Below are 24218 nucleotides of genomic sequence, written 5' to 3' on the forward strand. Positions count from 1 at the left end.
CTGAAGGCTAAATGGGCAATTCTCGCCCATTTCGGAGAATGTCCTTCACGAAGGCGCAATAGTCCTCGCGATCCCCCTCGTGTCGCGCCCCCTCGTGCAGCACCAGCGGCGGATGCAGGCGAAAGGCGGCACGGCCAAGCTTCACGCCGCGCAGAATCGCCCGCTCCGGCGGGCGGCCGCCGCGCGAGGCCAGCGGCAGCAGGGCGAGCGAGCCGAGCCGCCCCTCCATCGCGACCAGCGCCTCCGGCACACGCTCGATCCTGAGAATCAGCGTCGCGGTGCCGCGCCGCCGCAGCCGGCGCGCGGCGGCGTCGATCCAGTCGGCCAGCACGGTCTCGCCGCCGAAGGCCGTCTCGCGCCCCGGATCGCTGACCGGCACCGAATGGCGACGGTCGTAATAGGGCGGATTGAAGAGGACATGGTCGAAGGGCCGCTTCAGGTCCGGCGGCAGGGCGCGCAGGTCCGCCTCCACCACCTCGGCCGGGATATGGTTCAGCGCGGCGTTGCGCCGGGCGAGATCGGCGTAGCCCGGCTGAAGCTCGACCCCCGTCAGCCGCAGGTCCGGCACCCGCGCCCCAAGGCACAGCAGCGCGGCGCCGGTGCCGCAGCCAAGCTCGAGCACGGCCTCGCCCGATCGGGCCGGAACGGCGGCGGCCAGCATCACGCTGTCGGCCCCGGCGCGGTAGCCGCCGCGCGGCTGCATCAGTGTGATCCGCCCGCCGAGAAAGGCGTCGCGGGTGATGTCCACCTCCGGCCTGTCGGTCCCGCGGCTCACCGCCCCAGGTCGACCTCGTTGTCGCGCATGGCGCGTTCCGCATCGGCCAGATCGCGCTCCAGCACCATGAGGCGGCGCGGCAGGATACCGATGGAGCCCTCCATGATGCTCGTGTTTACGTCCAGCACGAAGCAGTCTATACCCTCGCCGTCCAGCAGGGCGGTGGCGAAGGCGATCACGGTGGGGTCGTTGGTGCGCAGAAGCTCCTTCATCACCCCCAGCTAGGGATTGCCGCCGACCTTGTCCACGGACCTGCACCATGAGCCTGTCGTCATGAGCCTCGATCTTGCCACGAAGCCGCACGAGGCGCTGGCCGAGTGGCTGGCGGACGACCTTGCCGCCGTGAACACCCTGATCCGCGAGCGCATGGCCTCCGAGCACGCGCCGCGCATCCCCGAGGTGACGGCGCATCTGGTCGAGGCGGGGGGCAAGCGGCTGCGGCCGATGCTGACGCTGGCCGCGGCGCGGATGATGGGCATCGAGGGCGAGCATCATCACCGCCTCGCCGCTTCGGTCGAGTTCATCCATACCGCCACGCTTCTGCACGACGACGTGGTCGACGACTCGCGCCAGCGGCGCGGACGGCCGACGGCGAACCTGCTGTGGGACAACACCTCTTCGGTGCTGGTCGGCGATTACCTCTTCGCCCGTTCGTTCCAGCTGATGGTCGAGACGGGATCCCTGAGGGTGCTCGATATCCTCGCGAATGCCGCCGCCACCATCGCCGAGGGCGAGGTGCTGCAGCTGACCGCCGCGCGCCGGATCGAGACGACGGAAGAGACCTACCTGCGGATCGTGCGCGGCAAGACGGCGGCGCTGTTCTCTGCCGCGACCGAGGCCGGCGGGGTCGCCGCCGGCGCCGAGGAGGCGCAGGTCGAGGCGCTGCGCGCCTATGGCGACGCGCTGGGCGTGGCCTTCCAGATCGTCGACGACCTGCTCGATTACGCGGGCACCGAGGAGATCGGGAAGACGGTCGGCGACGATTTCCGCGAGGGCAAGCCGACCATGCCGGTGCTGCTGGCCGTGGCGCGCGCGGATGACGAAGAGCGGGCCTTCTGGCAGCGGGCGATGGGACGCGGCGCGCTGGAAGAGGGGGATCTGGCCCATGCGCAGGCGCTGATGGCCAAGCACGGCGCCTTCGACGCGACGCGCGATGCCGCCAAGGCCTGGATCGCCCGCGCCAAGGAGTCGCTGGAGCGGCTGCCCGAGCATCCGGTCAAGCCGATGCTCGCGTCCCTTGCCGATTACGTGGTCGCCCGCCTGCACTGACCCTGCGCCCCGGCCCGGCGGCAGGAGCGGGGGCCAGCCCCCGCACCCCCGGGATATTTCCAAAGAGAAGAGGGGGCGGCTTCAGGCCAGGGCGGTTCCGGTCAGGAGCGGGGCGGGGGCGACCCACCAGCCCATCTCGGCGATCTGCAGCCCGCGCGCGGCGACGCGGGCCTGGGCCACGTCGCGGGTGATGCCGACACAGGTGGCGCCCGAGCCGGACATGAAGGCCGTCTTGACCTGCGGGATCCGGCGCAGCCGCTGCAGCACGCGGGCGATCTCGGGCTCGATCGCCTCGGCGGCGGGCTGGAGATCGTTGCGCTGGGCGGCGAGCCAGGCGCAGAAGCCGTCGAGATCGAGGCCCTCGGGCATCTCGTCCATGGCGGGATTGGCGTGGCTTTCGAGGGCCGCGAAGACCTTTGCCGTCGGCACCTCGATCTTCGGGTTCACCAGGATCAGGCCCATCTGCGGCAGGCGCGGCACCGGCGAGAGCACCTCGCCGATACCCGACATCCGGGCGGCATGGGGAGCCTGGAGGCAGACGGGGACATCGGCGCCGAGCTCCGCGACCTCGGGATCGCCGGGGGCGAAGGGCGCGACGCCCCAGAGTTTTGCCAACACCCGCAGCACCGCCGCGGCATCGGCCGAGCCGGAGCCGAGGCCGGCGGCATGGGGCAGGGCCTTGGTCAGCTTGATCCTTGCGCCGAGTGTCACGCCCCGCGCCTCGCGCAGCATCTGCGCCGCCTTCACGACGATATTGCCGGAATCCGTAGGCAGCCCCGCCGCGAAGGGGCCGCCGATTTCGAGCGTCACTTCGGTGGCGGCGACGGCGCTGACGTGGTCGCCGAAACCGGCGAAGCCGACGAGGCTGTCGAGCGTATGGTAGCCGCCGGCCCTGCGGCCGGTGACATGGAGGGTGAAATTCACCTTCGCCGGGGCGGCGCCGGTATCCTTGGTCATGGCGCCTCTTGTCCGTCCGCGGTGTTGCGCAGCGGGTCTGCGCCCTCTTCGGCCAGCACCGCGTCGAGGCCGCGCTCAAGCTTTTGCCTGATGCGCTGCTCCTCCTCGGGCTCCGGATCGAAGGAGAGCGCGCGGCGCCACTGGAACTGCGCCTCGGACAGGCGCCCGACGGCCCAGAAGGCATCGCCGAGGTGATCGTTCAGGATCGGGTCTACCGGCAGCAGCGAGACGGCGCGTTCGAGGTTCCCGACCGCCTCCGCGTAGCGGCCCAGCTTGAACTGCGCCCAGCCGAGGGAATCGACGATCGCGCCATCCTCGGGCCGCAGGGCCACGGCGCGTTCGATCATGCCCAGCGCCTCGTCGAGCCTTTCGCCGCGCTCGACCAGCGAGTAGCCGAGGAAATTCAGCACCGCCGGCTGATCCGGCGTGACATCGAGCGCGGCGCGCATGTCCGCCTCGGCGCCGTCCCAGTTGCCCTGCGCCTCGCGCGCCATGCCGCGGGCGTAGAGGAGCCACCAGCCGCTGCCCTCGGGCGTCTGCTCGATGGCGCGGGTATAGGCGGCCTCGGCGCCGGCGAGATCGTCCTGCCGCGAGAGCATCTGGCCCAGCGCGACCTGCGCCTGCGTCAGCTCCGGATCGGCGGCGGTCAGCTGTTGCAGCACCTCGATGGCACGGCCCGGCTGCTCGGCGGCGGCAAGCGCCTCGGCCCGGCCAAGCTCGGCCAGCGGGAAGGAGGGATCGTTGCGCGGCACCGCGGCGAAGCTCTCCCCGGCGAGGTCCGGGCGGCCCAGCCGCCCCAGGATGTTGCCCAGCAGCAGGAGCGCGTCGACATGGTCCGGCTTCAGCGCCTGCGCGGCGCGGGCGAAGATCAGCGTGCTCTCGGGCGGGGCGTCGCCTTCGAGCACCCCGGCGAAGGAGAAGTGCACCTCGGCCAGGCCGTCCTGCGCGCTTTGCACGAGGTCGAAGGCGATGTCCTCTCCCGCCTCGATCCGCTCCACGAGCGCGCCGATGGCGATGTCGAGGCCGCCGGGGAAGAGGCCGCGCAGCCGCTCGGCTGCCTGAGGGCCATTGCCGCTCTGCGCCTGGATCTGGGCGTAGGCCAGCGCGCCGCGGCGGCTGCGCAGCAGGCCCTCGGCCTCGGGTCGGTCGAGGATCTCGGCCGCGGCGTCGAAATCGCCGGAGGCCGCCAGCATCAGGGCTTCGTGGTAAAGGGCGAAGGGCAGCAGGCCCGGCGACTCCGCCAGTGCGGCGAAGCTGCCGCGCGCGGCCTCGACGTCGCCCGTGCCGTAAAGCGCCCAGCCGCGCGAGAGGGCATTGACGAGCAGGTCGTCGTCGCCGGCATCGATCACCGAGAGCAGGCCCTCCCAGTCGCCCGCCCGAGCGGCGCGGATCTGCCGCAGCAGCCCGGCGATCTGGCTGTCGCCTTCGAGCCGCTCGTCCGGCAGGTCGAGGGCACGGTCGACCTCGCCCGCGGCGAGAAGCGCGGCGAGGGCGGATTCGGTGATCTGCGGCCCGGCCTCGGGATCGGCCTCGAGCACGGCGAGAAAGCGGTCGGCGGCGACGGCGTAGTCATGCGCCGCCGCGGCGCTGCGCGCGCTGAGATAATCGGCGGCATCGGGCGCGGCGAGGGCCGGGGTGCCGAGGGCGGCTGCAAGGACGAGGGGCGAGAGGATGCGGCGGGCGAGGTCCGGGATCGGTCTCATTCAGGTCGGCCCTTTCGGCATCGGCTGCATGCGGGCCCAAGGCTAGTGACCGCGGCGGCGGGCCGCAATCGCCCCCGCCCCGGTTTCAGCGGAAAGCCGCGGTCACATGTTCGGGTAGTTCGGCCCGTCGCCGCCCTGCGGGACCGTCCAGAGGATGTTCTGGCTGGGATCCTTGATGTCGCAGGTCTTGCAGTGCACGCAGTTCTGGAAGTTGATCACGAAGCGCGGATCCTTCCCCTCTTCCTCGACGACCTCGTAGACGCCGGCCGGGCAGTAGCGCTGCGCTGGCTCCGCGTAGAGCGGCAGGTTGCGCTGGATCGGCACCGCCGGATCCTTGAGCACGAGGTGGCAGGGCTGATCCTCGGCGTGGTTGGTCCCCGAGAAGCTGACGTCGGTCAGCCGGTCGAAGCTGAGCCTGCCGTCGGGCTTGGAATAGGCGATCGGCTTGTGCTTCTCGGCCGGCTCGGTCGCCTCGGCATCGGTCTTGCCGTGCTTGAGCGTTCCGAAAAGGGACAGCCCGGCCAGCGCGTTTGTCCACATGTCGAGTCCGCCCAGCAGCAGAGAGCCCTTGAGGCCCCAGCGCGACCACATCGGCTTGACGTTGCGCACGCGGTAAAGGTCGCGCCCCACCGGCCCCTCGCGCAGGGCGGTGTCGTATTCGGCCAGCGTGTCGCCGGCGCGGCCCGCCGCGATGGCGGCCTGCGCGGCCTCGGCGGCGGCGATGCCCGAGAGCATGGCGTTATGGTTGCCCTTGATGCGCGGCAGGTTGACCATGCCGGCGGCGCAGCCCAGCAGCATCCCGCCCGGGAAGGCCGCGGTGGGCAGCGACTGCCAGCCGCCCTCGGTGATCGCGCGGGCGCCGTAGGCGACGCGCTTTCCGCCCTTCAGAAGCTCGGCGATCATCGGGTGATGCTTCCAGCGCTGGAACTCGCTGAAGGGGTAGAGATAGGGGTTCTTGTAGCCAAGGTGGACGACGAGCCCGAGGTACACCTGGTTCCCCTCGGCGTGGTAGATGAAGCCGCCGCCATCGCCGTTCCCCGCGAGCGGCCAGCCCATGGTGTGCACGGCGCGGCCCAGATGGTGCTTCTCCGGGTCGATCTCCCAGATTTCCTTCATGCCGAGGCCGTATTTCTGCGGCTCGTGCCCCTCCTGCAGGCCGAACTCGGCGATCGCCTGCTTCGAGAGGGAGCCGCGCACGCCTTCGGCCAGCATCACGTACTTGCCGCGCAGCTCCAGCCCCGGCTCGTAGGCGGGGCCGGGGGTGCCGTCGGGGTTGCGGCCGAATTCGCCCGCCACGACGCCCGCGATCTCTCCGTTTTCGCCGTGAACGAGGGAGGAGCAGGAAAAGCCGGGAAAGATCTCGACGCCCAGCGCCTCGGCCTGCTCGGCCAGCCAGCGGCAGAGGTTGCCGAGGCTGATGATGTAATTGCCGTGGTTGTGCATGAAGCGCGGCATCGGCCAGTTCGGCACCGTGATCGCGCCGCCCTCGCCCATGAGGTAGAACTTGTCCTGCGTGACCTCCGTCGTCACCGGGGCGCCCTGCTCGCGCCAGTCGGGCAGTAGCGCGTCGAGGCCGACGGGGTCGAGGACCGCGCCCGAGAGGATATGCGCCCCGACCTCGGATCCCTTCTCGAGCAGCACCACCGACAGCTCGGGGTCCAGCTGCTTGAGGCGGATCGCCGCCGAGAGGCCGGCAGGGCCGGCGCCGACGATGACCACGTCGTAGTCCATGGCGTCGCGCGCGATCTCGGGCTGCGGGGCTGTCTCGGTCATCGGGTGTCCTCTGGCGTCAAGGCTGCAGGGCTGACGGAATCGGTAGCAGCGCCGGGGCGCTGGGGCAATTGCCGCGGCGCCTGCCGGGACGCAGGGTTCCGGGCCGGCAGGGCGCGGGGGCCCGCGCAGCCGCCGGGGGCGCCCCTTGACACAGCCCGCCCCGACCGACTTATGAAGCGCGATGATTTTTGATGGCCCGAGGGGCCGGGAGGCAGAGCCCATGGAAAAGATTCCGCTGACCCGCGCCGGCTTCGACAAGCTGGACGGCGAGCTCAAGCACCTCAAGTCGGTCGAGCGTCCGCAGATCATCCAGGCCATTTCCGAGGCGCGCGAGCATGGCGATCTGTCCGAGAACGCCGAGTATCACTCCGCCAAGGAAAAGCAGAGCTTCATCGAGGGCCGGATCAAGGAGCTCGAGGGCGTGATCGGCCTGGCCGATGTCATCGACCCCAAGAAGATGTCCGGCGCGATCAAGTTCGGCGCGACGGTGCAGCTCGTGGACGAGGACACCGAGGAAGAGAAGACCTACCAGATCGTCGGCGAATACGAGGCCGACATCGAGAAGGGCCGGCTGAACATCAAGTCGCCGCTCGCCCGCGCGCTGATCGGCAAGGACGAAGGCGACAGCGTCGAGGTCCGCACGCCCGGCGGCGAGAAGAGCTACGAAGTTCTCTCGGTGATCTATCGCTGAGAGCGCGCCGGGGCGGGGGCCTGCGATGACGGGACCGCAAGGACAGGGGCTGGCATCCTTCGACTGGGCGGCGCCCGAGCTGGCGCTGCTGGGCGCGGCGGTCGTCTGGCTGATCGGCGGGCTCCTCTGGCTGGCGGTTGTCACCGGCTTCGGCGCGGCGGCTCTGGTCGCGGTGCTGGTGCCGGCGGGGCTGCTGGGGCTGGCGGGGCAGGGCCTGCACGCGCAGCGTCTGGCCCGGCAGGAGGCGCAGACCCTGTCCGCGCAACTCGAGGCGCTGCGGCAGGATCTGCGCGGGCTGGAGCGTGCGTCGGGCAAGCAGCCCGCCGCCGCACCCTCGGCCGTCGAGACCGCCGCCCTTCCCGCCGCGCTGGAGCGCCGGCTCGCGGAGATCGCGCAGCAGCAGCGCGGCACGCTTGAGGCGCTGGCGCAGATCTCCGCCGCGCGGCCTGAGCCTGCCGCCTCCCCGCGCGCCCCCTCGCCCGAGCCAGCGCCCGCGCCCGCCGAGGGGCAGCAGGCCCTGGCCTTCGAACCCGATGACCTCGACCAGCCGGCGCTGCCCGTCGCCACGCAGATCCTGGCGCTGAATTTCCCCGACAGCGCCGAGGACCGCGCCGGCATCGCCGCGCTGCGCCGCGGTCTGCGCGACCACGCCTTGCGGCAGATGATCCAGGCCAGCCAGGACGTGCTGACGTTGCTGGGGCAGGACGGGCTTTACATGGACGACATGGCGCCCGATCGCGCCCGGCCAGAGGTCTGGCGCCAGTTCGCCCGGGGCGAGCGGGGGCGGGCGGTCGCGGCCCTTGGCGGTATCCGCGACAAGACCGTCCTGGCCGTCACCAGCACCCGCATGCGCGAGGACACGATCTTTCGCGACGCGGCGCACCACTTCCTGCGGCTTTTCGACCGCACGCTGGTCCGGCTCGAGGCCGAGGCTTCGGACGTGGAGCTTGCGGCCCTGTCCGATACCCGCACCGCCCGCGCCTTCATGCTGCTGGGCCGGGTGACGGGCACTTTCGCCTGATCACTCGGCACGCCTCTCCACCTCGCGGGCGGTCCTGATCCGGGTGGGGAAGGGGAAGACCGGCCGATCCTCGGAGCCGGAGTCGGGGCGCGCGGCGATGTAGCGGCCATAGGCGCGCGACAGCGGGGCGGCGCTGGCGCCATGCAGCACAACGCTCAGCAGCACCGTCACGAGGACCGCGGGCAGGATGTCCGTGGCGGTTTCGGGCAGCGCGTCGCCTTCGAGGATCAGCAGCAGGTAGAGGATCGACGCCAGCCCCCGCGGCCCGAACCAGCCGAGGAAGGCCACCGTCGCGGGCAGCATCCGCGTGCCCACAAGCGACAGCGCCACGGGCAGCATGCGGATCACCGTCAGCGACAGCGCGCCATAGACGAGGTGCCGCCATGACAGGTCCGGAAGGGCCTGCGGCAGCAGGATCGCGCCCAGCAGCAGGAAGACGATCAGGCTCAGCAGCTGGCCCTCCGTCTCGCCGAAATCCTCGATCGCATCGAGGATCCGGCGCGAGCGGCTGGCGACCGCCGCGCCCGCGGCGAAGGCGGCGATGAAGCCGTTGCCCTCGACCAGCTCGGCCCCCGCCCAGGCCAGCAGCGCCAGCGAGAGCACCGAGATCTGCAGGAAGGTCTCGTTCATCCAGCCGCGGCGGGCGCAGGCCTCGACCAGGCGGGCGCCGATCAGCCCGACGGCGAGGCCGGCTAGCGGGCCGAAGCCGACCTGCCGCAGCACGAAAAGGCCCCAGCCGGTCGCACCGCGCGTCTCCGAGGCTTCGAAGGCCAGCGACAGGACGATCAGCAGCACCGGGAAGGCCAGCCCGTCGTTCAGCCCGCTTTCGACGTTGAGCCCCTGCCGGATGCGCTGCGGCACCTTGTCGTTGCTGACCACCGCCTGCCCCAGCGCGGCATCGGTGGGGGCCAGGATCACCCCCAGCACCGCCGCCGGCCAGAGCCCGAGGCCGGGAAACAGCCACCAGGCGACCAGCGTGCCGAGGATCATCGTCAGCGGCAGGCCGATCCCCAGCATCCGGAAGGGCAGGTCATGCTCGCGCGTCAGCCGGGTCACGTCGATCCGCGCGGCATCGGTAAACAGGGCCAGCACCAGCGTGATCTCGGCCAGCAGGTTGATCCCCTCGTTCCGGATCGGCAGCGCCACGAGGTCGAGCCCCGCCTCGCCGATCAGCAGCCCGAAAAGGGTGAAGACCATCGGCCCGGTTAGCGAGCCCGATTCGCCGCGCCGCGAGATCAGCGCGAAAAGGAACACCGCGCCGGCGAGGGTGAAGAGATCGAGTGGGTTCATCGGTCCGGTCTCTGCTGCTGCTGCCGCTCAGCGGTAGCGCGGCAAGCCCAGAGGATGAACCGCTTTTGTCGCATGTCGTGCCGCCTGCCCGCGGGAGGCGGCGTGACAGCGGCGCGGCGCTGGGCTATGACGGCGCCAGAGGCAAGAGGCAGGAGAGCCAGATGGCTGAGCATAGTCACGGCAGCATGGATGTGCGCCCGCAGGAGCGGACCTTCGAGGGGTTCATCTGGCTGGTCGGTCGCGCCGTGGCCGTCATCATTCTCCTGCTGGTCCTGCTTGCCCTCATCAACGCCTGAGACCGCCGGTTTGACCCGCCCCGCCTCGCGCCCCAACCGGCGTGCCGTCCTGCTTGGCCTGCCGCTGGTGCCGCTCGCGCTGCAGGGCTGCGCCGCGCCCAGCGTCTGGGCCTCGGACGAGGCGGTGGCGCAGGCCTATGCGCCGGTGACCGGCGAGACGGCGCTGACCCTTTTCACGATGAAGAATAGCGGCAGCGACAACGGCGCCCATACCGCGCTGATGATCGAGGCCGACCAGCGGGTGATCTTCGATCCTGCCGGCAGCTTCGAGACCGCGGCCCTGCCGGAGCGGAACGACCTGATCTATGGCGTGACCGAGCAGGTGGCCGAGGTTTACGTCAGCTTCCATGCCCGCGACGAGTACTACGTCGTCGCGCAGCGCGTCGCCGTGCCGCCCGAGACGGCGCAGGCCGCGCTTGCGCTGGCGCAGCAGGCCGGCCCGGTGCCGCGCACCCGCTGCACCATCGCCACGGGGCGGCTTCTGCAGCAGCTTGAGGGCTTCGAGGGCATCCGCCCGGCGCTGTTCCCCGACCGGCTGATGGACCAGATGGCCCGCATTCCCGGCGTCGAGACCCGCATCACCCGCGAGGAGGATGGCGGCACGCTCGAGGAGCGGCGGCAGGCGCTGGATGCCCGCCTCGGCGCGGCCGCGGACTAGACGACCGCCAGCAGGATCAGCACGGCATAGAGCGTCGCGGCCCCGGCCAGCATCGCGCCGATCGTGCTGCGGGACAGGACGCCGACCCCCAGCACCGCCAGCGCCGACAGCAGGCGGGCCGGATCCGTCGCCCCGCCCGTCGCCTCGGGCCAGAGCACCAGCGGCGCGACGAGGCCCGGCAGGACCGCGACGGCGGTATAGCGCAGGTGGCGCAAAGCCCAGTCCGGCAGCGGCCGCTGGCCGATCAGCCCCAGGAACGAGAACCGCAGCAGCAGCGTGCCCACCCCCAGCAGGGCGATGACGGTCCAGATCAGCCAGGTCGGGATCATGCAGCCCTCGCGCGGCGGGGGCCGTGGGCCTTCAGCCAGACCTCGCACTGCGCGCCGACGGCCATGGCCACCAGCGCCGCGACGAGGACGCCGGTGTTGTAGGGCAGAAAGGCCAGGCCCAGCGACAGCAGGATCGAGGTGGCGGCGGCGGCGAGATGCGGCAGGCTGCGCAGCATCGGCGCGATCAGCGCGAGAAAGCAGATCGGCATGGCGAAATCCAGCGCCAGCCAGGCGGGCAGGGCACTGCCGATCACCGCGCCCACAAGCGTCATCACGAACCAGATCGGGCAGACCGGCGTGGCGCAGCCCAGGAAGTAGAGGATGCGCGTGCGGGTGGACCACTGCGGGTTCTTCTCGAACCGCGCGACGGAGCAGGCATAGGTCTGATCGACGGTCAGATAGGCGACGCAGGCCCGCTGCCAGAGCGGCGCCTGCCCCAGCCAGGGCACGAGGCCGGCGGAGTACATCGCCATCCGCAGGTTCACCGCCAGCGCCGTCAGCAGGATGATCGCCAGCGGCGCCTCGTCCAGCATCAGGTGCAGCGCGGCGAATTGCGCGGCCCCCGCGACGACGGCGACCGAGAATGCCAGCGCCTGCAGCACGTCGAGCCCGGCCTCCCGCGCGGCGACGCCGAAGACCAGCGCGAAGGGTGTCAGCACCAGCAGGAAGGGCAGACCGTCCCGAAGCCCGTGCCCGAAGGCGCGGGCAGCCGGTGTCGCCGCCTCCGGCGGGGTCGGGGTGTCGGGCTGGTCGGTCACGGGCTAATCCGCTGGCTCGGGCCGGCAGAGGCTATCCGCGCGGGCGGCGGGAGGCAATGCGGGTGCGCCGCGCCGGGGCGCCGCGCGGACTAGTCGTCCTGCAGCTGGGCCTCGTCGCTGCTGCCATCACCTTCGAGCGCGCCCGCACGGGCCCGCGCGGGGTCGAAGAGCCGCAGGTAGGCGTTGAAGCGCCGCGATTCGCCGTAGCGGGTCTCGACATCGTCATCGGCGATCTCGTCTGGAACGAGGACCTCGTCACCGGGGCGCCAGCCGCCGGGCGTGTAGCAGTCCTTCTCGGTATGCGTGCGCAGCGCGTCGATAGTGCGCAGGAACTCGTCGCTCGAACGGCCGATGGCGAGGGGATGCTCGCTGATCATGCGGATGACGCGATGCGGATCCATGATGAAGGTGATTCGCGCCGGTTCGGGTGCGATCTCGCGATCCGTCGTCATGCCGAAGGCCGTCGAGAGCATGCCCGTCGGATCCTCGACCGAGGGGAAATCGACGCGAGCGCCGTAAAGACGCTCGATCTCGCGCAGCCAGGACTGCTGCTCTCCAAGGTCTTCCTTGGCGAGGGCGATCAGCTTGATCCCGCGCTCTTCGAACAATTCCTGGTCGCGGACGAACATGCCCATTTCCGTCGTGCAGACCGAGCTGAAGGTGCCCGGCTGGCTGAAGAACACGACCCAGCTGCCCTCGGCCCAGCGGCGGAAATCGATGGTGCCGCGGGTGGAACTGCCGATAAAGTGCGGAAATTGATCACCGATGCGGGGACGCCATTTCAGCTTTTCCCGGAAGGCCTGGGGCAGCATGACCTTTTCGCCGTTGCGACCGCGGCCGGTAAAGAACTGGTAAGACATGACGCGATTTCCTAGCGGGCTGCATCTGTACGATTTGCAGTATTACTTAACGAATGAGGCGCCGTTCGGGCGTAAATCGCAGCTTTGGATGGCGTTTTGCCATTAAACTGGGCGCCATTGCGCCTTTTGCCACGACAGGCAGGCCGTTCGTGCGGATCTGCGACAGGAGTCTCAGTCCCACTCCGGGATGGCGAGAGAGAGGCAGCGATGAGGTCATCTTTGGCCGAACCGGCGGTCTGACCCGCGATGCGAATCGAATTGGGCTTCGCCGAGAGCGAGCGGATGCGCATCGCCGAGATGTACTGGGACGCCTTCGGCGCCAAGCTGGGCCGCAGCCTTGGCCCGCGCGAGCGGGCGCTGCGCTTCATCGGCCCGATGCTGCGGCCCGATCATGCCTACTGCGCCCGCGACGGGCAGGGCAGGCTGCTGGGGGTTGCCGGCTTCAAGACGCAGCGGGGATCGCTGGTCGGCGGCGGGATGCGAGAGCTGGCCGCCGTCTACGGCCTCTGGGGCGCGCTATGGCGCGGGGCGCTGCTGTCGCTGCTGCAGGAGGATACCGACAACGAGCGGTTCCTGCTCGACGGGATCTTCGTCGCGCCCGAGGCGCGCAGCCAGGGCGTCGGCTCTCGCCTGATCGAAGCGGCGGCGGGCGAGGCCGCCGCACGCGGTTACCGCGAGATGCGGCTCGAGGTGGTGCAGGGCAACGACCGGGCGCTGGCGCTGTACCGGCGGCGTGGCTTCGTGGTGCTGCGCCGCCGGTCGAGCGCCCCGCTGGGCTGGCTCCTCGGGTTTCGCGGCACCACGACCATGGTGCGCCGGATCGGCTAGAGCGCCTCCAGCGCCTCGACCAGCCGGCCAGCGCCCTGGCGGTAGGGATCGACCGCCGGCAGGCCCATCCGGTCTTCGACCTCGGCAAGATAGGCCTCAGCCTCCGCCTCGCTCAGGTGCTGCGTGTTGACCGAGATGCCGACGACGCGGCACTCCGCGTTCGCCACCTGCGCCAGCGTCAGGCCGGTGTCGCGCAGCGCCTCGAGGCTGGGCAGGCTGTAGCCGGGCAGGCCGCGCATATGCGTTCGCGTCGGCTCGTGGCACAGGATCAGCGCATCGGGCTGGCCGCCGTGGATCAGCGCCAGCGTGACACCGGAATAGGAGACGTGGAACAGGCTGCCCTGGCCCTCGATCATGTCCCAGTGATCGGGATCGTTGTCCGGCGTCAGCCACTCGATGCTGCCGGCCATGAAATCGGCGATTACCGCGTCCAGCGGCACGCCCTCGCCGGTGATCAGGATGCCGGTCTGCCCGGTCGCGCGGAAGCTTGAGGGCAGGCCGCGCCGCTGCATCTCGGCATCCATCGCCATGGCCGTGTACATCTTGCCGACCGAGCAATCGGTGCCGATGGCGAGGCAGCGCTTGCCGCTGCGTTTCTCGCCGCTGGCGATGGGATACTTCACGCTGGGCACCCGAACGTCGTGCAGAGTGCGCCCATGCTCCTGCGCCGCGGCGACGAGGTCGGGCTCGTCCCGCAGCAGGTTGTGCAGCCCCGAGGCGATGTCGAAGCCCTCGGCCAGCGCCTCGCGCAGGACGGCCTTCCAGCTTTCGGAAATGACGCCGCCGCGATTGGCGACGCCGATCACCAGCGTCTTCGCGCCGGCCTCGCGCGCCTCGGCCAGCGTCATGTCGGGCAGGCGCATGTCGGCGCGGCAGCCCTCCATCCTCAATTGCCCGACGGCATTCTCGGGACGCCAGTCGCGGATGCCCTGCGCCACCTTCGCGGCGAGCGGATCGGGCGCATCGCCCAGGAACAACAGGTAAGGGGTCGGGATCATCGGGAACTCCTGCGCTACGGCTGCGAGACTGGCTGAAGCCATCGGATGTGCAAGCGAAATTCGGCTGGCCCGGGGCCCCGCCCGCTGGACCGCCGTCCGGGCCGCGATTAGGACGCCGGCCGGAAACTCGTGGAAGGAGAGACCTATGGCCCGCAGCGACACCCAAGGCACGAAGCGCCGCGCACTGCGCTTTCTCGCGGTTGTCGGCCTCGTCGTCGGGGGCGCGATCTTCGCCGCGCCCTTCCTTCTGGGACCAGAGACCATGACGCCCGAGGACGTGCAGAGCCTGACCGGCCTCGGCGGGGCCCTGCTGGGCGTCGCGGTGGTCTTCGGCATCGGCAGTTTCCTGATCCGCGACGGGCGCGGCTAGCCTTCGCGCCGGCCGCCCCCGTTGCATCACTGCCGCCGGGGCGGCATATGAGGCCGAAGGCCAATCGCGACAGGATGCCCGCATGACCGTCTACCTCGACTTCGAGAAGCCGCTCGCCGAGATCGAGGGCCAGGCCGCCGAGCTGCGCGCCCTCGCCCGCCGCAACCCCGAGGCGGATGTCGACAAGGAATCGCAGGCGCTCGACAAGAAGGCCGAGGAGATGCTCAAGCAGCTCTACGGCGGCCTCGACGCCTGGCGCAAATGCCAGGTCGCCCGGCACCCCGAGCGGCCGCATTGCCGCGACTACATCGCGCGCCTCTTCACCGATTACACGCCGCTCGCCGGTGACCGGAACTTTGCCGACGATCACGCGGTGATGGGCGGTCTGGCGCGGCTCGACGGCACGCCCGTCGTGGTCATCGGCCACGAGAAGGGCAACGACACCAAAAGCCGGATCGAGCACAACTTCGGCATGGCGCGCCCCGAGGGGTACCGCAAGGCGATCCGCCTGATGGATCTGGCGGACCGCTTCGGCCTTCCGGTGGTCAGCCTCGTTGACACGCCCGGCGCCTATCCCGGCAAGGGCGCCGAGGAGCGCGGCCAGTCCGAGGCCATCGCCCGCTCGACCCAGCGCTGCCTGCAACTGGGCGTGCCAATGGTCACCGTGGTGATCGGCGAGGGCGGCTCGGGCGGCGCCGTGGCCTTTGCCACCGCAAACCGCGTGCTGATGCTGGAGCATTCGATCTACTCGGTGATCTCGCCCGAAGGCTGCGCCTCGATCCTGTGGAAGGATGCCGGCAAGATGCAGGAGGCCGCCGCCGCGCTGCGCCTGACGGCGCAGGATCTGAAGACGCTGGGCCTCTGCGACGCCATCGTGCCCGAACCGCTGGGCGGCGCCCATCGCCACCCGAAGCAGGCCATCGACGCCGTCGGCGCCGAGATCCTCAAGGCGCTGGGCTCCATGGCGGGGACCAAGCCCAAGGCCCTGCGCGACGACCGCCGGAAGAAGTTTCTCGGCATGGGCAAGAACGGGCTGGCCGCCTGAGCGCCGTCTGTCCGGCGCCCTCGCGGCGCCGGGCCTTCCTCGTCTGACTGATCGCGCCGCGGCCTGCGGCGCCTTACCACATCGTCTTCGCCGCCCGGCCCGACCACTCCGCATCATAGGCGCGGCCGTCGAAATCAGCCTGCACCTCGGCCAGCATCTCGCCGACGCTGGGCAGGCCCGCGCTCTCGTCGCCGCGGGTCCACAGGCCCGAGCGGATCAGCGCGCGGGCGCATTGCGAATAGACCTCGGCCACGCGGACCACGATGACGCTGCGCGGGTGCTTGCCGCGCTGCTCGAAGGTCTCCGTCACCGCCGGGTCGGCGGTCAAAACCGCGGTGCCGTTCACCCGCATCACGTTGCCGCTGCCGGGGACCATGAACATCAGGCTGACGCGGCCGTCGCGGACGATGTTGCGCAGCGAATCGATGCGGTTGTTGCCGCGCCAGTCCGGCAGCCAGAGCGTCTGCTCGTCCACGATGCGCACCACGGGGCCGTCGTCGCCGCGCGGGCTGCCGTCCGTGCCCTGGGGCCCGACGGTCGTCAGCACGACGAAGCGCGCGCGGGCGATCCAGGCGGCATAGGTCGGGATCAGCCGATCCGTCACCTTCACCTGCGCGGGCCCGGAAGGCCTTATGTCGTAGACCGCCTCGAGCGCGGCGATATCGTCAATCGTCTTCATGCGGGACCCCGCGCGGGACGAACCCGGCCTCTGCCATCAGCGCGTCCGAGCGCGCCTCGATGACATCCTGCACCCTTTGCGTGAACTCCGCTACCGGCAGGCCGGCCTCGATCTCGGGCAGGAACTCCACCACGGCGGTGCCGGGATGGCGCAGGATGCCCTTGCGCGGCCAGAACAGCCCGACGTTGCAGGCTACGGGCACGCAGCGGGCATTCATCGCCTGGTAGAGCACGGCGGCGCCGACCTTGTAGGGCGCGCGGGCGCCGGGGGCGATGCGGGTGCCCTGCGGGTAGATCACCAGCTGCCCCGGCTCGCGGCGGCCCGCCTCCACGTCGTCGACCATCTTCTTCACCGCCTGCGCGCGGCGGCCCCGGTCCACCGGGATGCAGCCCAGCCGCCAGGCGTATTGGCCGATGACGGGCGTGTAGAGCAGCTCTCGCTTCATGATGAAGCGCGGCCGCTCGAGCGCGGCGTAGATCATCAGGATGTCGAGGAAGCTCTGGTGCTTGGCGGCGATCAGCACCTCGCCCTTTGGCGGCGTGCCGCGCACCTCGCAGCGCAGTCCGATCATCGGGCGGGCCAGCGCCATCGCGGTGCGCGCCCAGGCGCGGCAGGCGAAGCGGGCGCCCTTCGGGCTGAGCAGCGCCCAGGGCAGGAAGACGATGCCGTAGATCGCCATCAGGGGATAGATCACCGCGAGGTAGAGGGCCGAACGCAGCCCCCGGATGGCTTTGGTCATGCTTGACGCTCCAAAGTGCGAAGGGCCGCGGCGCGGGTCGCGGCAAAGGCGGTTGCGGCGGCCAGAAGCGGCAGCAGCGGCAGCCAGAGCCACTCTGCCCCCTGCGGGCCGAGGCCGGTCAGAAAGCCGCCGGCATCGCCGGCATCGGGCAGCAGCACCAGCGCCAGCGCGCCCAGCACCATGCCGATCGCGGCGCCCATCAGGGTGCGCAGCGTGAAACGGCGCACGAAGGCGCGGGCGATGTAGGTGTCGCGCGCGCCGATCAGCCGCAGCACGCGGATCACCTGCGCATTGGCAGCCAGTGCCGATTGCGCCGCCAGCGTGATCATCGCCGCCATCGAACCGGCGATCAGCAGCAGCGCGGTCCAGCCCAGCAGGCGCACGCGGCCCGCGGCGGCGACCAGCGGCTCGCGCCAGCGGGTGTGATCGTCCAGCATGGCGCCCGGCACCTCGGCCTGAAGGCGGGCGCGCAAGCCGGCGGCATCATAGCCCTCGCCGGTCTCGGTGATCTCGATCAGCCGGGGGATCGGCAGGGCGTCCAGCGGCAGGCCGGGGCCGAACCAGGGCTCCAGCAGGGCCGCCTCCTCGGCGTCCTCCAGCGGGCGGGCGCTGGCGATGCCGGGCGTCTGGCCCAGCACCTCGAGCGCGGTGCGGGTCTGCGCCGCCATCTGCTCGGCCGGGGCCGAGATGCGCAGTGTCGCGGTATTCGCCAGCTCGTCGGCCCAGCGGTCAGCGAGCCGCCCCGTCGCCAACGACAGCGCCAGCGCGAAGACGGCGAGGAAGGTCATCGCCGCTGCCGTCAGCAGCGTCAGCGTGGCGGTAAAGCCGGTGGGCGGCACCGCGCGGTCGGCCTGCGGATCGCCCGCCAGAAGCGACAGCAGCGCGGCGAGGCGGGGCGGCAGGCCGCTCACAGCTCTGCCCCCGCGGCCATCAGCTGGCCCTCCTTCAGGCGCAGAGTGCGCGCCACGACGCCCTGCGCCTTGGACTGGCGGATCAGGTTCAGATCATGCGTCGCCACGAGGACGGCGGTGCCCATGCGGTTCAGCTCGATCAGCAGGGTCAGCAGGCGCTGCGACATGGCCCAGTCGACATTGCCCGTCGGCTCGTCGGCCAGCACCACGTCGGGCGCGCCGATCACAGCGCGCGCAAGGGCGGCGCGCTGCCGCTCTCCGCCTGACAGCTCGGGCGGGCGGGCCTCGGCGCGGTGGCTGAGGCCGACCCAGGCCAGAAGGTCCGGCACGTATTGCGCCGCCTCTGCGCCGCGCCCCGAGACGGTCAGCGGCAGGCCGATGTTCTCGGCCAGCGACAGGTGATCGAGGAAGGCCACGTCCTGGTGCACCACGCCGATCCGGCGCCGCGCCAGCGTCACCTCCTCGCGGCCCATGGCGCTGACCGGCTGGTCGAAAAGCCAGGCCTCGCCGGAGGTCGGGCGCAGATCGGCATAGAGCAGCTTCATCAGCGTCGTCTTGCCCGAGCCGGAGGGGCCGGTCAGGAAGTGGAACGATCCGGGCGCCAGCGCCAGCGAGAGCGAAGAGAACAGCGCTCCGCCGCCATAGCTGTAGGCCACCTCGCTCAGCTCGATCACCGCCAGCCCCTTTGTCTGCTGCCGGGTCCTAATGCCGAATGTGTCGCCGGGTTTCAACGGCGCCCGGCCGCCGAGGCCATCATCGCCCCGGTTGCTTGGCGAAGCGGGGGGGCGTTGCTAGGGTGGCGGGCAAGCCGCTGCGCATCCTGCCTGGATCGCGCCAGCGCGATGGAAGTGGGGCCAAGAGATGCGTCTGATCTGTCCGACCTGCGGGGCGCAATACGAGGTGCCTCGGGACGCCATTCCGCCCGAGGGGCGCGATGTCGAATGTTCGAACTGCGGCGCCGTCTGGCTCGAGCAGCCGATGGTCGATGCCGAGGGGCCGCAGGACGACCTCGACGCCGCGGCGATGACCGGCGCCGCCGAGGAAGCCTATGGCCGAGAGGTTTGGGAGGAGGCACCGGAGGTCGCGCCCGAGCCCGAGGTCGAACCCGAACCTGCGCCTGCCGCCGAGGCGCCGGCCCGCGGGTTGCCGCGCAGCACCGTCACCCCCGAGATCGCCGCGATCCTGCGCGAGGAGGCCGAGCACGAGCGCCGCGTCCGCGCCGCCGAGGCGGGCACCGATCAGCCGGACCCGGCGGAGCCGGAGCCGGAAGAGCCCCCTTCGGAGGAGGAGCCTGACGCGCCGCAGGAGGATCACGACGGCGACCCGGACTTCGAGGAGTCGGATTGGCTCGATCCGGGGCACGAAGAGGAAGAGGAGGTCGAGACCTACGGCGCCGGCATCGCCGATCCCGACGACGCGGGATACGAGGATGCGCGGCGCACGCTGGCCGCCCGCGACGAGGCCTATGCCGAGGACGAGGCGGCGGAGGCGGCCGCCGGTGCCTGGCCCCCGCTCGACGACCAGGACGAGGCCGAAGCGGAGCATCCGGACGAGGAGGAGGGCGATCTGCCCGGCCATGTCGAGCTTCTGCCTCGGGCCGGCGGCCGTGCCGGCGCCTCCTCTGACCAGCGGGCCGCGCCCGAGGTTCCGCGCGCCGAGGTGATGCCCCGCCGCCCCGCGCGGCCGCGCGCCGAGACCGGCCCCGAGGGGCGCCCGGGGGCCGAGCTGCCGCCGCGCAGCGGCCGCGGCATCCCCGATTCGCTCAGCGCGACGGGGCCCGCAGCCGAGATGCCGGAGCAGGATGCGCCGGGGCAGGAGGTGCCGGATACCTCGGCGCCGGCCCTGCGGCCCCGCCGCCCGCGCCGTGTCGCGCAGGACCTGCCGCAGGATGGGATCGAGCCCGCGGAGGCGGAAGAGCCCGCCGAGGTGCGGCGCGAGATGATCAAACCGAGCATGGAGGCGGTTCACGAAGAGGCCGCCCCGCGCCGGCAGCAGGCGCTGCGCCGGGAGGCGCAGCCCGGTCACGAGGCGCTGCTGCCCGATCTCGAGGCGATCAACTCTTCGCTGCGCTCCGCCGAGGACCGCGAGTCCCGGCCCGCGGACGAGCCGCGGCGCCGGGCCGCGCGGTCGCGCCGGGGGTTCCGCCTTGGGTTCGGTCTGGCGGTTCTATGGCTGGCGCTGCTGACGCTGGTCTATGTGCAGGCGCCGCGGATCGCCAGCGCCGTGCCCGCGCTCTCGGCGCCGCTGGCCGGCTATGCCGAGGCTGTCGATCACGGCCGGCTGCGGCTCGATACCGTCGTTCAGGACCTGATGGCGCGCCTCTCGGAGGGCGCCTAGGCGCCGCTCAGAACAGGTCCAGAAGCCGCCTGAGGTAGTCCCGCTCGCTCTCGGGGCGCTCCTGCTCGGCGGCGCGGCGGCGGATCTCGCCCAGCAGCTCCTGCGCCCGGCGGTCGGCATCCTCCCCCTCGAGCATGCCCTGCTCGGTGCCCGATCGCCCGCCCTCGCCAAGCTCGCGGCCCAGCGGGTCGCGCTGCGCCGGCTCAAGCCGGCCAGTCTCGCGGCCCGCCGCGCCATCCTCGCCGGGCTGACCGTCGCGGCGGGCATCCGCCATGGCCTGCCCGAGGTTGCGCATCCCCTCGCGCAGCGCGTCCATCGCCTCGGACTGGCGGTCGATGGCGCCGGCAAGATCGTCCTGCCGCAGCGCCTGCTCGGCCCCGTCCATCGCCTCTTCGGCCCGGTCCAGCGCGCCGCGCATCGCCTCGGCCGCCTCGCCGTCGAGGCCGGGAAGCTGGCCGCGCTGGCGGTCGAGTTCGTCCCGCAAGGCCTGCTGCTGGTCGGCTAGGCTGCCCGGACCCGTCTCATCGCCGGGGGCCTCGCCCGTCTCTGCGCCCGGCTGCTCGCCGGCCTGCCCGCCGCGCGGCCCCTTGCCGCCCTGTCCCTGCTGGCCGGGGGATCCGAACTGCTCCTGCAGGTCGCGGAAGGCCTGATCCGAGAGATCCTGCTGCTCGCGCAGCGTGTCGCCCAGCTGTTCCATGGATTGCTCGCCGGGGCCGCCTTCGCCCTGGCCCTGCGTGACCTGCAGGTTCTCCATCATCTGGTTGAGCTGCTCCATCAGCTCCTGCGCCTCGGCCATGCGGCCTTCTTCCATCAGCTGCTGGATGCGGTCCATCAGGGCCTGCAGCTCGTCCTGGGTGACCTCCATGCCCTCGCCCTGACCGGATTGCGGCCGGTCGGCCATCTCCTCGCCCGGCTCGGCGTTCCGGGCCAGCATGCTGAGGTAATCCTGCGTCGCCTCGCGCAGCTCCTGCATCAGCTCCTGCACCTCTTCGGGCGAAGCGCCGTTGCGCATCGCCTCGGCCAGCCGCTCCTGCGCCCGCTCCAGCCGCTCGCGCGCGTCGCCCAGCGTCCCGTCCTCGAGCTGCACGGCCAGGTCCCAAAGCGCTTGGGCGATTTCCTCCTGCCCCTCGGCGGTCAACCCGCCGGGCGCATCGGCCAGCGCCTCCAGCCGGCGCAGGCTGACGCGCAGGCGCAGGTAGGTGGTCTGGTTGGGGAAAATCTCCTCGGGCCGGTAACTGGCGGCGCGCAAGAGGTCGAGGACGCGCCCCGCATTGCCGCGCGACCACAGAAGATCGCGCCGCTGCTCGATCACCGCGCGGGCGAGCGGCTGGAAGAAGCGGCGCCCCGGCAGCACGATCTCGCGCTGCTCGGAGGTGCCGCTCTGCCCCGCCGCGTCCTCGGCGGTCAGCTGGATCGTCACGGGCAGGTTGGCGAAGGGATGCTGCGAGAAATCCTCGGCCAGCACGCCCTCGATCTCGGTCCTGTCGCCGGTGAAGGGCATCGGCAGGTCGACGGTCAGAGGCTCCCGCGGATCGGGCTCTGTCGCAAGGCCGTGGCTGCGATCGACGCGCGCCGGGTCCAGCACGATGCGCGCGCTGCCCCCGGTCACGCCGTAATCGTCCGCGGCTTCGAAGGGCTGGCTCATCTGCCCCTCGCCATCGACCTCGATCGGGCCGGTCAGCCGCGCCTCGGGCGCGCGGTCGGCCAGGACGGAGATCTCCCATTCGGCACCGCCCGGCCCGTCGATCGAGAGGGTCCCGGCCTGCGTCACGGCAAAATCCTGCGCCGCCGCGCTGGCAGGCTCGATATCCTCGGTGCGGCCCGAGACGGTCTCGGCCACGGTCAGCGCGCCGACCTCGCCATAAAGGCGCAGCGTCACGGCGCTGCCCTGCGGCACCTCGAGCGGGCCCGGCGGGATATCGGCGAGGTAGAGCGAGGGCAGGCCGGTATAGGCGGGCGGCTCGATCCAGCCCTCCCAGACCGGGCCCTGGGCCAGCTGCGCGCCGCCTCCGGGCGTCATCGTGGCGACGCTGCCCACCCGCCAGACAGAGCCGAAGAGCAGGGCCGTCACCACGAAGAGCAGGGCGATGTAGCGAAGGCCGAAAGGATCGCGGCTGTTGAGGCGCAGATTGCCCGGCACGGCGCGGGCGGCGCGGGTGCGCTGGGTCATCCGCTCGAGGTGCGCGCGCCACAGCCCCTCCGATCCGGCGTCCCCGCGCCCGACGGCCTGGCTGTCGGCCAGCGCCGCAATGGGCCGCCCCGGCATCGCGGCATCCAGCCGCTCCAGCGCCTCGGCGCGGCTCGGCCAGCGGAAACGCCAGAGGCCCCAGCCCAGCGCGCCCAGCGCGGCGAGCAGGGCCGCGACCAGCCAGCTCCAGACGAGTTCGATGGCAAGGCTGTCCTGCCAGCCGGCGATCAGCGGCGCCAGGGCCAGCGCGATCACCACCCAGAGCGGCCAGAAGGCCCGCAGCGCCCGCTCGGCCACCATGCCGGCGCGCGTCCATGCCAGCGGCCGCCGCAGATGCGGCAGCGCGGTGCCCCCGGTGGGCTGGTCGGTCTGGCCGGTCTCGTCGGTCAGGGCACTGGTGCTCCGGTCGCGGGGGGCCTCGCCATGGCGGGCCGGGCGGGGGATGGCGCGGCTCCGGCGGTCACAGCCACGCGGGGATGCTATCGCGGGCGATCATCTCCTCATAGGTCGGGCGGGCGCGGATAACCGCGAAGTGATTGCCCTGGACCAGCACCTCGGGGATCAGCGGCCGGGCGTTGTATTCGCCCGCCATGACCGCGCCATAGGCGCCGGCGCTGCGAAAGGCGACGAGATCGCCTTCGGCCATCGGCGGCAGGGCGCGGGCGCGGGCAAAGGTGTCGCCGGTCTCGCAGACCGGGCCGACCACGTCGTAGCTGCGCGCCTCGGCGCCCGGCGCGGGCTCCGCCAGCGGGACGATGTCGTGGTGCGCGTCGTACATCGCCGGGCGCAGCAGGTCGTTCATCCCGGCGTCGAGGATCAGGAAATCGCGCCCCTCGCCGGCCTTGTCGTAGATCACCCGGCTGACGAGGACCCCGGCGTTGCCGGCGATCAGGCGCCCCGGCTCGACCTCGATCTCGCAGCCCAGATGGCCGACGGTGCGCTGCACGAGCGCGCCGTAGTCGAAGGGCAGGGGCGGCGCCTCGTTGCTGCGGGTATAGGGGATGCCCAGGCCCCCGCCGAGGTCGATGCGGGCGATCTCGTGGCCCTGCTCGCGCAGCGCCTCGACCAGCGCCGCGACCTTGGAAAAGGCCGCCTCGAAGGGCCCCAGCTCGGTCAGCTGGCTGCCGATATGCACGTCGACCCCGACCACCCGCAGCCCCGGCAGGGCGGCGGCGCGGGCATAGACCTGCGAGGCCCGGGCGATCGGGATGCCGAACTTCGTCTCCGAGGTGCCGGTCGAGATCTTGGCATGGGTCTTGGCATCGACATCCGGGTTCACCCGGATCGTCACCGGCGCCACGGCCCCCATCCCGGCGGCGACCTCAGACAGCGCCTCCATCTCGGGCTCGCTCTCGAGGTTGAACTGCCGGATGCCGCCCTCCAGCGCCATCCGCATCTCGTCCCGCGTCTTGCCGACGCCGGAAAAGACGATCCGCTCGCCCGGCACGCCGGCGGCGCGGGCCCGCGCGTATTCCCCGCCCGAGACGATATCCATGCCTGCCCCGGCATCGCCCAGCAGCTTCAGGACCGCGACATTGCCCAGCGCCTTGACGGCGAAGCACACGAGGTGCGGCTGCCCCGTCAGCGCCTCCTGCATCACCTTCAGGTGCCGCAGCAAGGTTGCCGCCGAATAGACATAGACGGGGGTTCCGACCGCGGCCGCGATCTCATCCAGCGGCACCTCCTCGGCATGGAGGCGCCCGGCCTTGTAAAGGAAATGGTCCATCAGCCTCTCCCGCCGCC

At 71.5% G+C, this 24218-nt stretch carries 25 protein-coding genes; 9 read left to right on the top strand and 16 right to left on the bottom strand.

Annotated elements, in window-relative coordinates; translation table 11 throughout:
• Window positions 1–7: 7 nt before the first annotated feature.
• On the bottom strand, window positions 8–703 hold the full coding sequence (locus tag DFP88_RS06925; RefSeq protein ID WP_110814174.1) for a tRNA1(Val) (adenine(37)-N6)-methyltransferase: 696 nt from the start codon (window positions 701–703) through the stop codon (window positions 8–10).
• 68 nt (window positions 704–771) lie between these two features.
• Window positions 772–987, bottom strand: a complete 216-nt coding sequence (locus DFP88_RS06930; protein ID WP_110813723.1) for a putative signal transducing protein — start codon at window positions 985–987, stop codon at window positions 772–774.
• A gap of 61 nt (window positions 988–1048) precedes the next feature.
• Here DFP88_RS06930 and DFP88_RS06935 point away from each other — a divergent pair, with 61 nt between their 5' ends.
• Entirely contained in the window at window positions 1049–2044 is a 996-nt protein-coding gene (locus DFP88_RS06935; protein ID WP_110813724.1) for a polyprenyl synthetase family protein, read from the top strand.
• An 81-nt stretch (window positions 2045–2125) separates the two neighbouring features.
• Here DFP88_RS06935 and DFP88_RS06940 read toward each other — a convergent pair whose 3' ends face one another.
• From DFP88_RS06940 to DFP88_RS06950, 3 genes are all read right to left on the bottom strand, one after another.
• The gene (locus DFP88_RS06940) at window positions 2126–3001 is read right to left on the bottom strand and encodes a 4-(cytidine 5'-diphospho)-2-C-methyl-D-erythritol kinase (RefSeq protein ID WP_110813725.1); all 876 of its coding nucleotides are present in this window, start codon (window positions 2999–3001) and stop codon (window positions 2126–2128) included.
• The gene (locus tag DFP88_RS06945; RefSeq protein WP_110813726.1) at window positions 2998–4704 is read right to left on the bottom strand and encodes a tetratricopeptide repeat protein; all 1707 of its coding nucleotides are present in this window, start codon (window positions 4702–4704) and stop codon (window positions 2998–3000) included. The genes DFP88_RS06940 and DFP88_RS06945 overlap by 4 nt, the downstream gene beginning before the upstream one ends.
• 102 nt (window positions 4705–4806) lie before the next feature.
• A complete protein-coding gene (locus DFP88_RS06950) occupies window positions 4807–6477 on the bottom strand; it encodes an electron transfer flavoprotein-ubiquinone oxidoreductase (protein WP_110813727.1) in 1671 nt (556 codons plus the stop codon).
• 220 nt (window positions 6478–6697) lie between these two features.
• On the opposite strand from DFP88_RS06950, the gene greA reads away from it, so the two are divergent.
• Window positions 6698–7168: a transcription elongation factor GreA gene (greA, locus tag DFP88_RS06955; protein WP_110813728.1), complete on the top strand. Its 471-nt coding sequence runs from the start codon at window positions 6698–6700 to the stop codon at window positions 7166–7168.
• 25 nt (window positions 7169–7193) lie between these two features.
• Window positions 7194–8189, top strand: coding sequence for a hypothetical protein (locus DFP88_RS06960; protein ID WP_110813729.1), 996 nt, complete (start codon window positions 7194–7196; stop codon window positions 8187–8189).
• Here the strand turns inward: DFP88_RS06960 and DFP88_RS06965 are convergent, their stop codons facing one another.
• Window positions 8190–9479, bottom strand: coding sequence for a cation:proton antiporter (locus tag DFP88_RS06965; RefSeq protein WP_110813730.1), 1290 nt, complete (start codon window positions 9477–9479; stop codon window positions 8190–8192).
• A gap of 161 nt (window positions 9480–9640) precedes the next feature.
• Here DFP88_RS06965 and DFP88_RS06970 point away from each other — a divergent pair, with 161 nt between their 5' ends.
• Together DFP88_RS06970 and DFP88_RS06975 are read left to right on the top strand one after the other, a co-directional pair.
• Entirely contained in the window at window positions 9641–9775 is a 135-nt protein-coding gene (locus tag DFP88_RS06970; RefSeq protein WP_110813731.1) for an aa3-type cytochrome c oxidase subunit IV, read from the top strand.
• 10 nt (window positions 9776–9785) lie between these two features.
• On the top strand, window positions 9786–10433 hold the full coding sequence (locus DFP88_RS06975) for a hypothetical protein (RefSeq protein WP_181418582.1): 648 nt from the start codon (window positions 9786–9788) through the stop codon (window positions 10431–10433).
• Here DFP88_RS06975 and DFP88_RS06980 read toward each other — a convergent pair.
• From DFP88_RS06980 to DFP88_RS06990, 3 genes are all read right to left on the bottom strand, one after another.
• Window positions 10430–10762, bottom strand: a complete 333-nt coding sequence (locus DFP88_RS06980) for an AzlD domain-containing protein (RefSeq protein ID WP_110813732.1) — start codon at window positions 10760–10762, stop codon at window positions 10430–10432. The genes DFP88_RS06975 and DFP88_RS06980 overlap by 4 nt on opposite strands.
• Entirely contained in the window at window positions 10759–11520 is a 762-nt protein-coding gene (locus DFP88_RS06985) for an AzlC family ABC transporter permease (protein ID WP_110813733.1), read from the bottom strand. Before DFP88_RS06985 ends, DFP88_RS06980 begins: the two co-directional genes overlap by 4 nt.
• A gap of 89 nt (window positions 11521–11609) precedes the next feature.
• On the bottom strand, window positions 11610–12380 hold the full coding sequence (locus DFP88_RS06990) for a redoxin domain-containing protein (protein WP_110813734.1): 771 nt from the start codon (window positions 12378–12380) through the stop codon (window positions 11610–11612).
• Between the two features lie 246 nt (window positions 12381–12626).
• Here DFP88_RS06990 and DFP88_RS06995 point away from each other — a divergent pair, with 246 nt between their 5' ends.
• Window positions 12627–13208, top strand: a complete 582-nt coding sequence (locus DFP88_RS06995; protein WP_110813735.1) for a GNAT family N-acetyltransferase — start codon at window positions 12627–12629, stop codon at window positions 13206–13208.
• On the opposite strand, the gene dgcN is transcribed toward DFP88_RS06995, so the two are convergent.
• The gene (gene dgcN / locus DFP88_RS07000) at window positions 13205–14206 is read right to left on the bottom strand and encodes an N-acetyltransferase DgcN (protein WP_110813736.1); all 1002 of its coding nucleotides are present in this window, start codon (window positions 14204–14206) and stop codon (window positions 13205–13207) included. The two genes, DFP88_RS06995 and dgcN, sit on opposite strands and share 4 nt — an antisense overlap.
• Window positions 14207–14351: 145 nt before the next feature.
• On the opposite strand from dgcN, the gene DFP88_RS07005 reads away from it, so the two are divergent.
• On the top strand, window positions 14352–14576 hold the full coding sequence (locus DFP88_RS07005; protein ID WP_110813737.1) for a hypothetical protein: 225 nt from the start codon (window positions 14352–14354) through the stop codon (window positions 14574–14576).
• An 82-nt stretch (window positions 14577–14658) separates the two neighbouring features.
• The gene (locus tag DFP88_RS07010) at window positions 14659–15621 is read left to right on the top strand and encodes an acetyl-CoA carboxylase carboxyltransferase subunit alpha (RefSeq protein WP_110813738.1); all 963 of its coding nucleotides are present in this window, start codon (window positions 14659–14661) and stop codon (window positions 15619–15621) included.
• Between the two features lie 73 nt (window positions 15622–15694).
• Here the strand turns inward: DFP88_RS07010 and DFP88_RS07015 are convergent, their stop codons facing one another.
• Genes DFP88_RS07015 through DFP88_RS07030 form a run of 4 tightly spaced genes read right to left on the bottom strand, consistent with a single transcriptional unit; the run spans window position 15695 to window position 18624 of the window.
• On the bottom strand, window positions 15695–16300 hold the full coding sequence (locus DFP88_RS07015) for a pyridoxamine 5'-phosphate oxidase family protein (RefSeq protein ID WP_110813739.1): 606 nt from the start codon (window positions 16298–16300) through the stop codon (window positions 15695–15697).
• Window positions 16287–17039, bottom strand: coding sequence for a lysophospholipid acyltransferase family protein (locus tag DFP88_RS07020; protein WP_110813740.1), 753 nt, complete (start codon window positions 17037–17039; stop codon window positions 16287–16289). Before DFP88_RS07020 ends, DFP88_RS07015 begins: the two co-directional genes overlap by 14 nt.
• Window positions 17036–17941: a cell division protein FtsX gene (locus tag DFP88_RS07025; protein ID WP_110814175.1), complete on the bottom strand. Its 906-nt coding sequence runs from the start codon at window positions 17939–17941 to the stop codon at window positions 17036–17038. Before DFP88_RS07025 ends, DFP88_RS07020 begins: the two co-directional genes overlap by 4 nt.
• Before the next feature lie 5 nt (window positions 17942–17946).
• Window positions 17947–18624 (bottom strand): cell division ATP-binding protein FtsE, encoded by a 678-nt coding sequence (locus tag DFP88_RS07030; protein ID WP_110813741.1) that lies wholly within the window; start codon window positions 18622–18624, stop codon window positions 17947–17949.
• Between the two features lie 187 nt (window positions 18625–18811).
• Here DFP88_RS07030 and DFP88_RS17215 point away from each other — a divergent pair, with 187 nt between their 5' ends.
• Window positions 18812–20287 (top strand): zinc-ribbon domain-containing protein, encoded by a 1476-nt coding sequence (locus tag DFP88_RS17215; protein WP_220032299.1) that lies wholly within the window; start codon window positions 18812–18814, stop codon window positions 20285–20287.
• 7 nt (window positions 20288–20294) lie between these two features.
• Here the strand turns inward: DFP88_RS17215 and DFP88_RS07040 are convergent, their stop codons facing one another.
• Together DFP88_RS07040 and lysA are read right to left on the bottom strand one after the other, a co-directional pair.
• Window positions 20295–22817, bottom strand: a complete 2523-nt coding sequence (locus tag DFP88_RS07040) for a TIGR02302 family protein (RefSeq protein ID WP_110813742.1) — start codon at window positions 22815–22817, stop codon at window positions 20295–20297.
• A gap of 118 nt (window positions 22818–22935) precedes the next feature.
• Window positions 22936–24201 (bottom strand): diaminopimelate decarboxylase, encoded by a 1266-nt coding sequence (gene lysA, locus DFP88_RS07045; RefSeq protein ID WP_110813743.1) that lies wholly within the window; start codon window positions 24199–24201, stop codon window positions 22936–22938.
• Window positions 24202–24218: the final 17 nt, after the last annotated feature.

The sequence above is a fragment of the Pseudoroseicyclus aestuarii genome (genome assembly GCF_003217255.1).
Taxonomy (GTDB): Bacteria; Pseudomonadota; Alphaproteobacteria; order Rhodobacterales; family Rhodobacteraceae; genus Pseudoroseicyclus; species Pseudoroseicyclus aestuarii.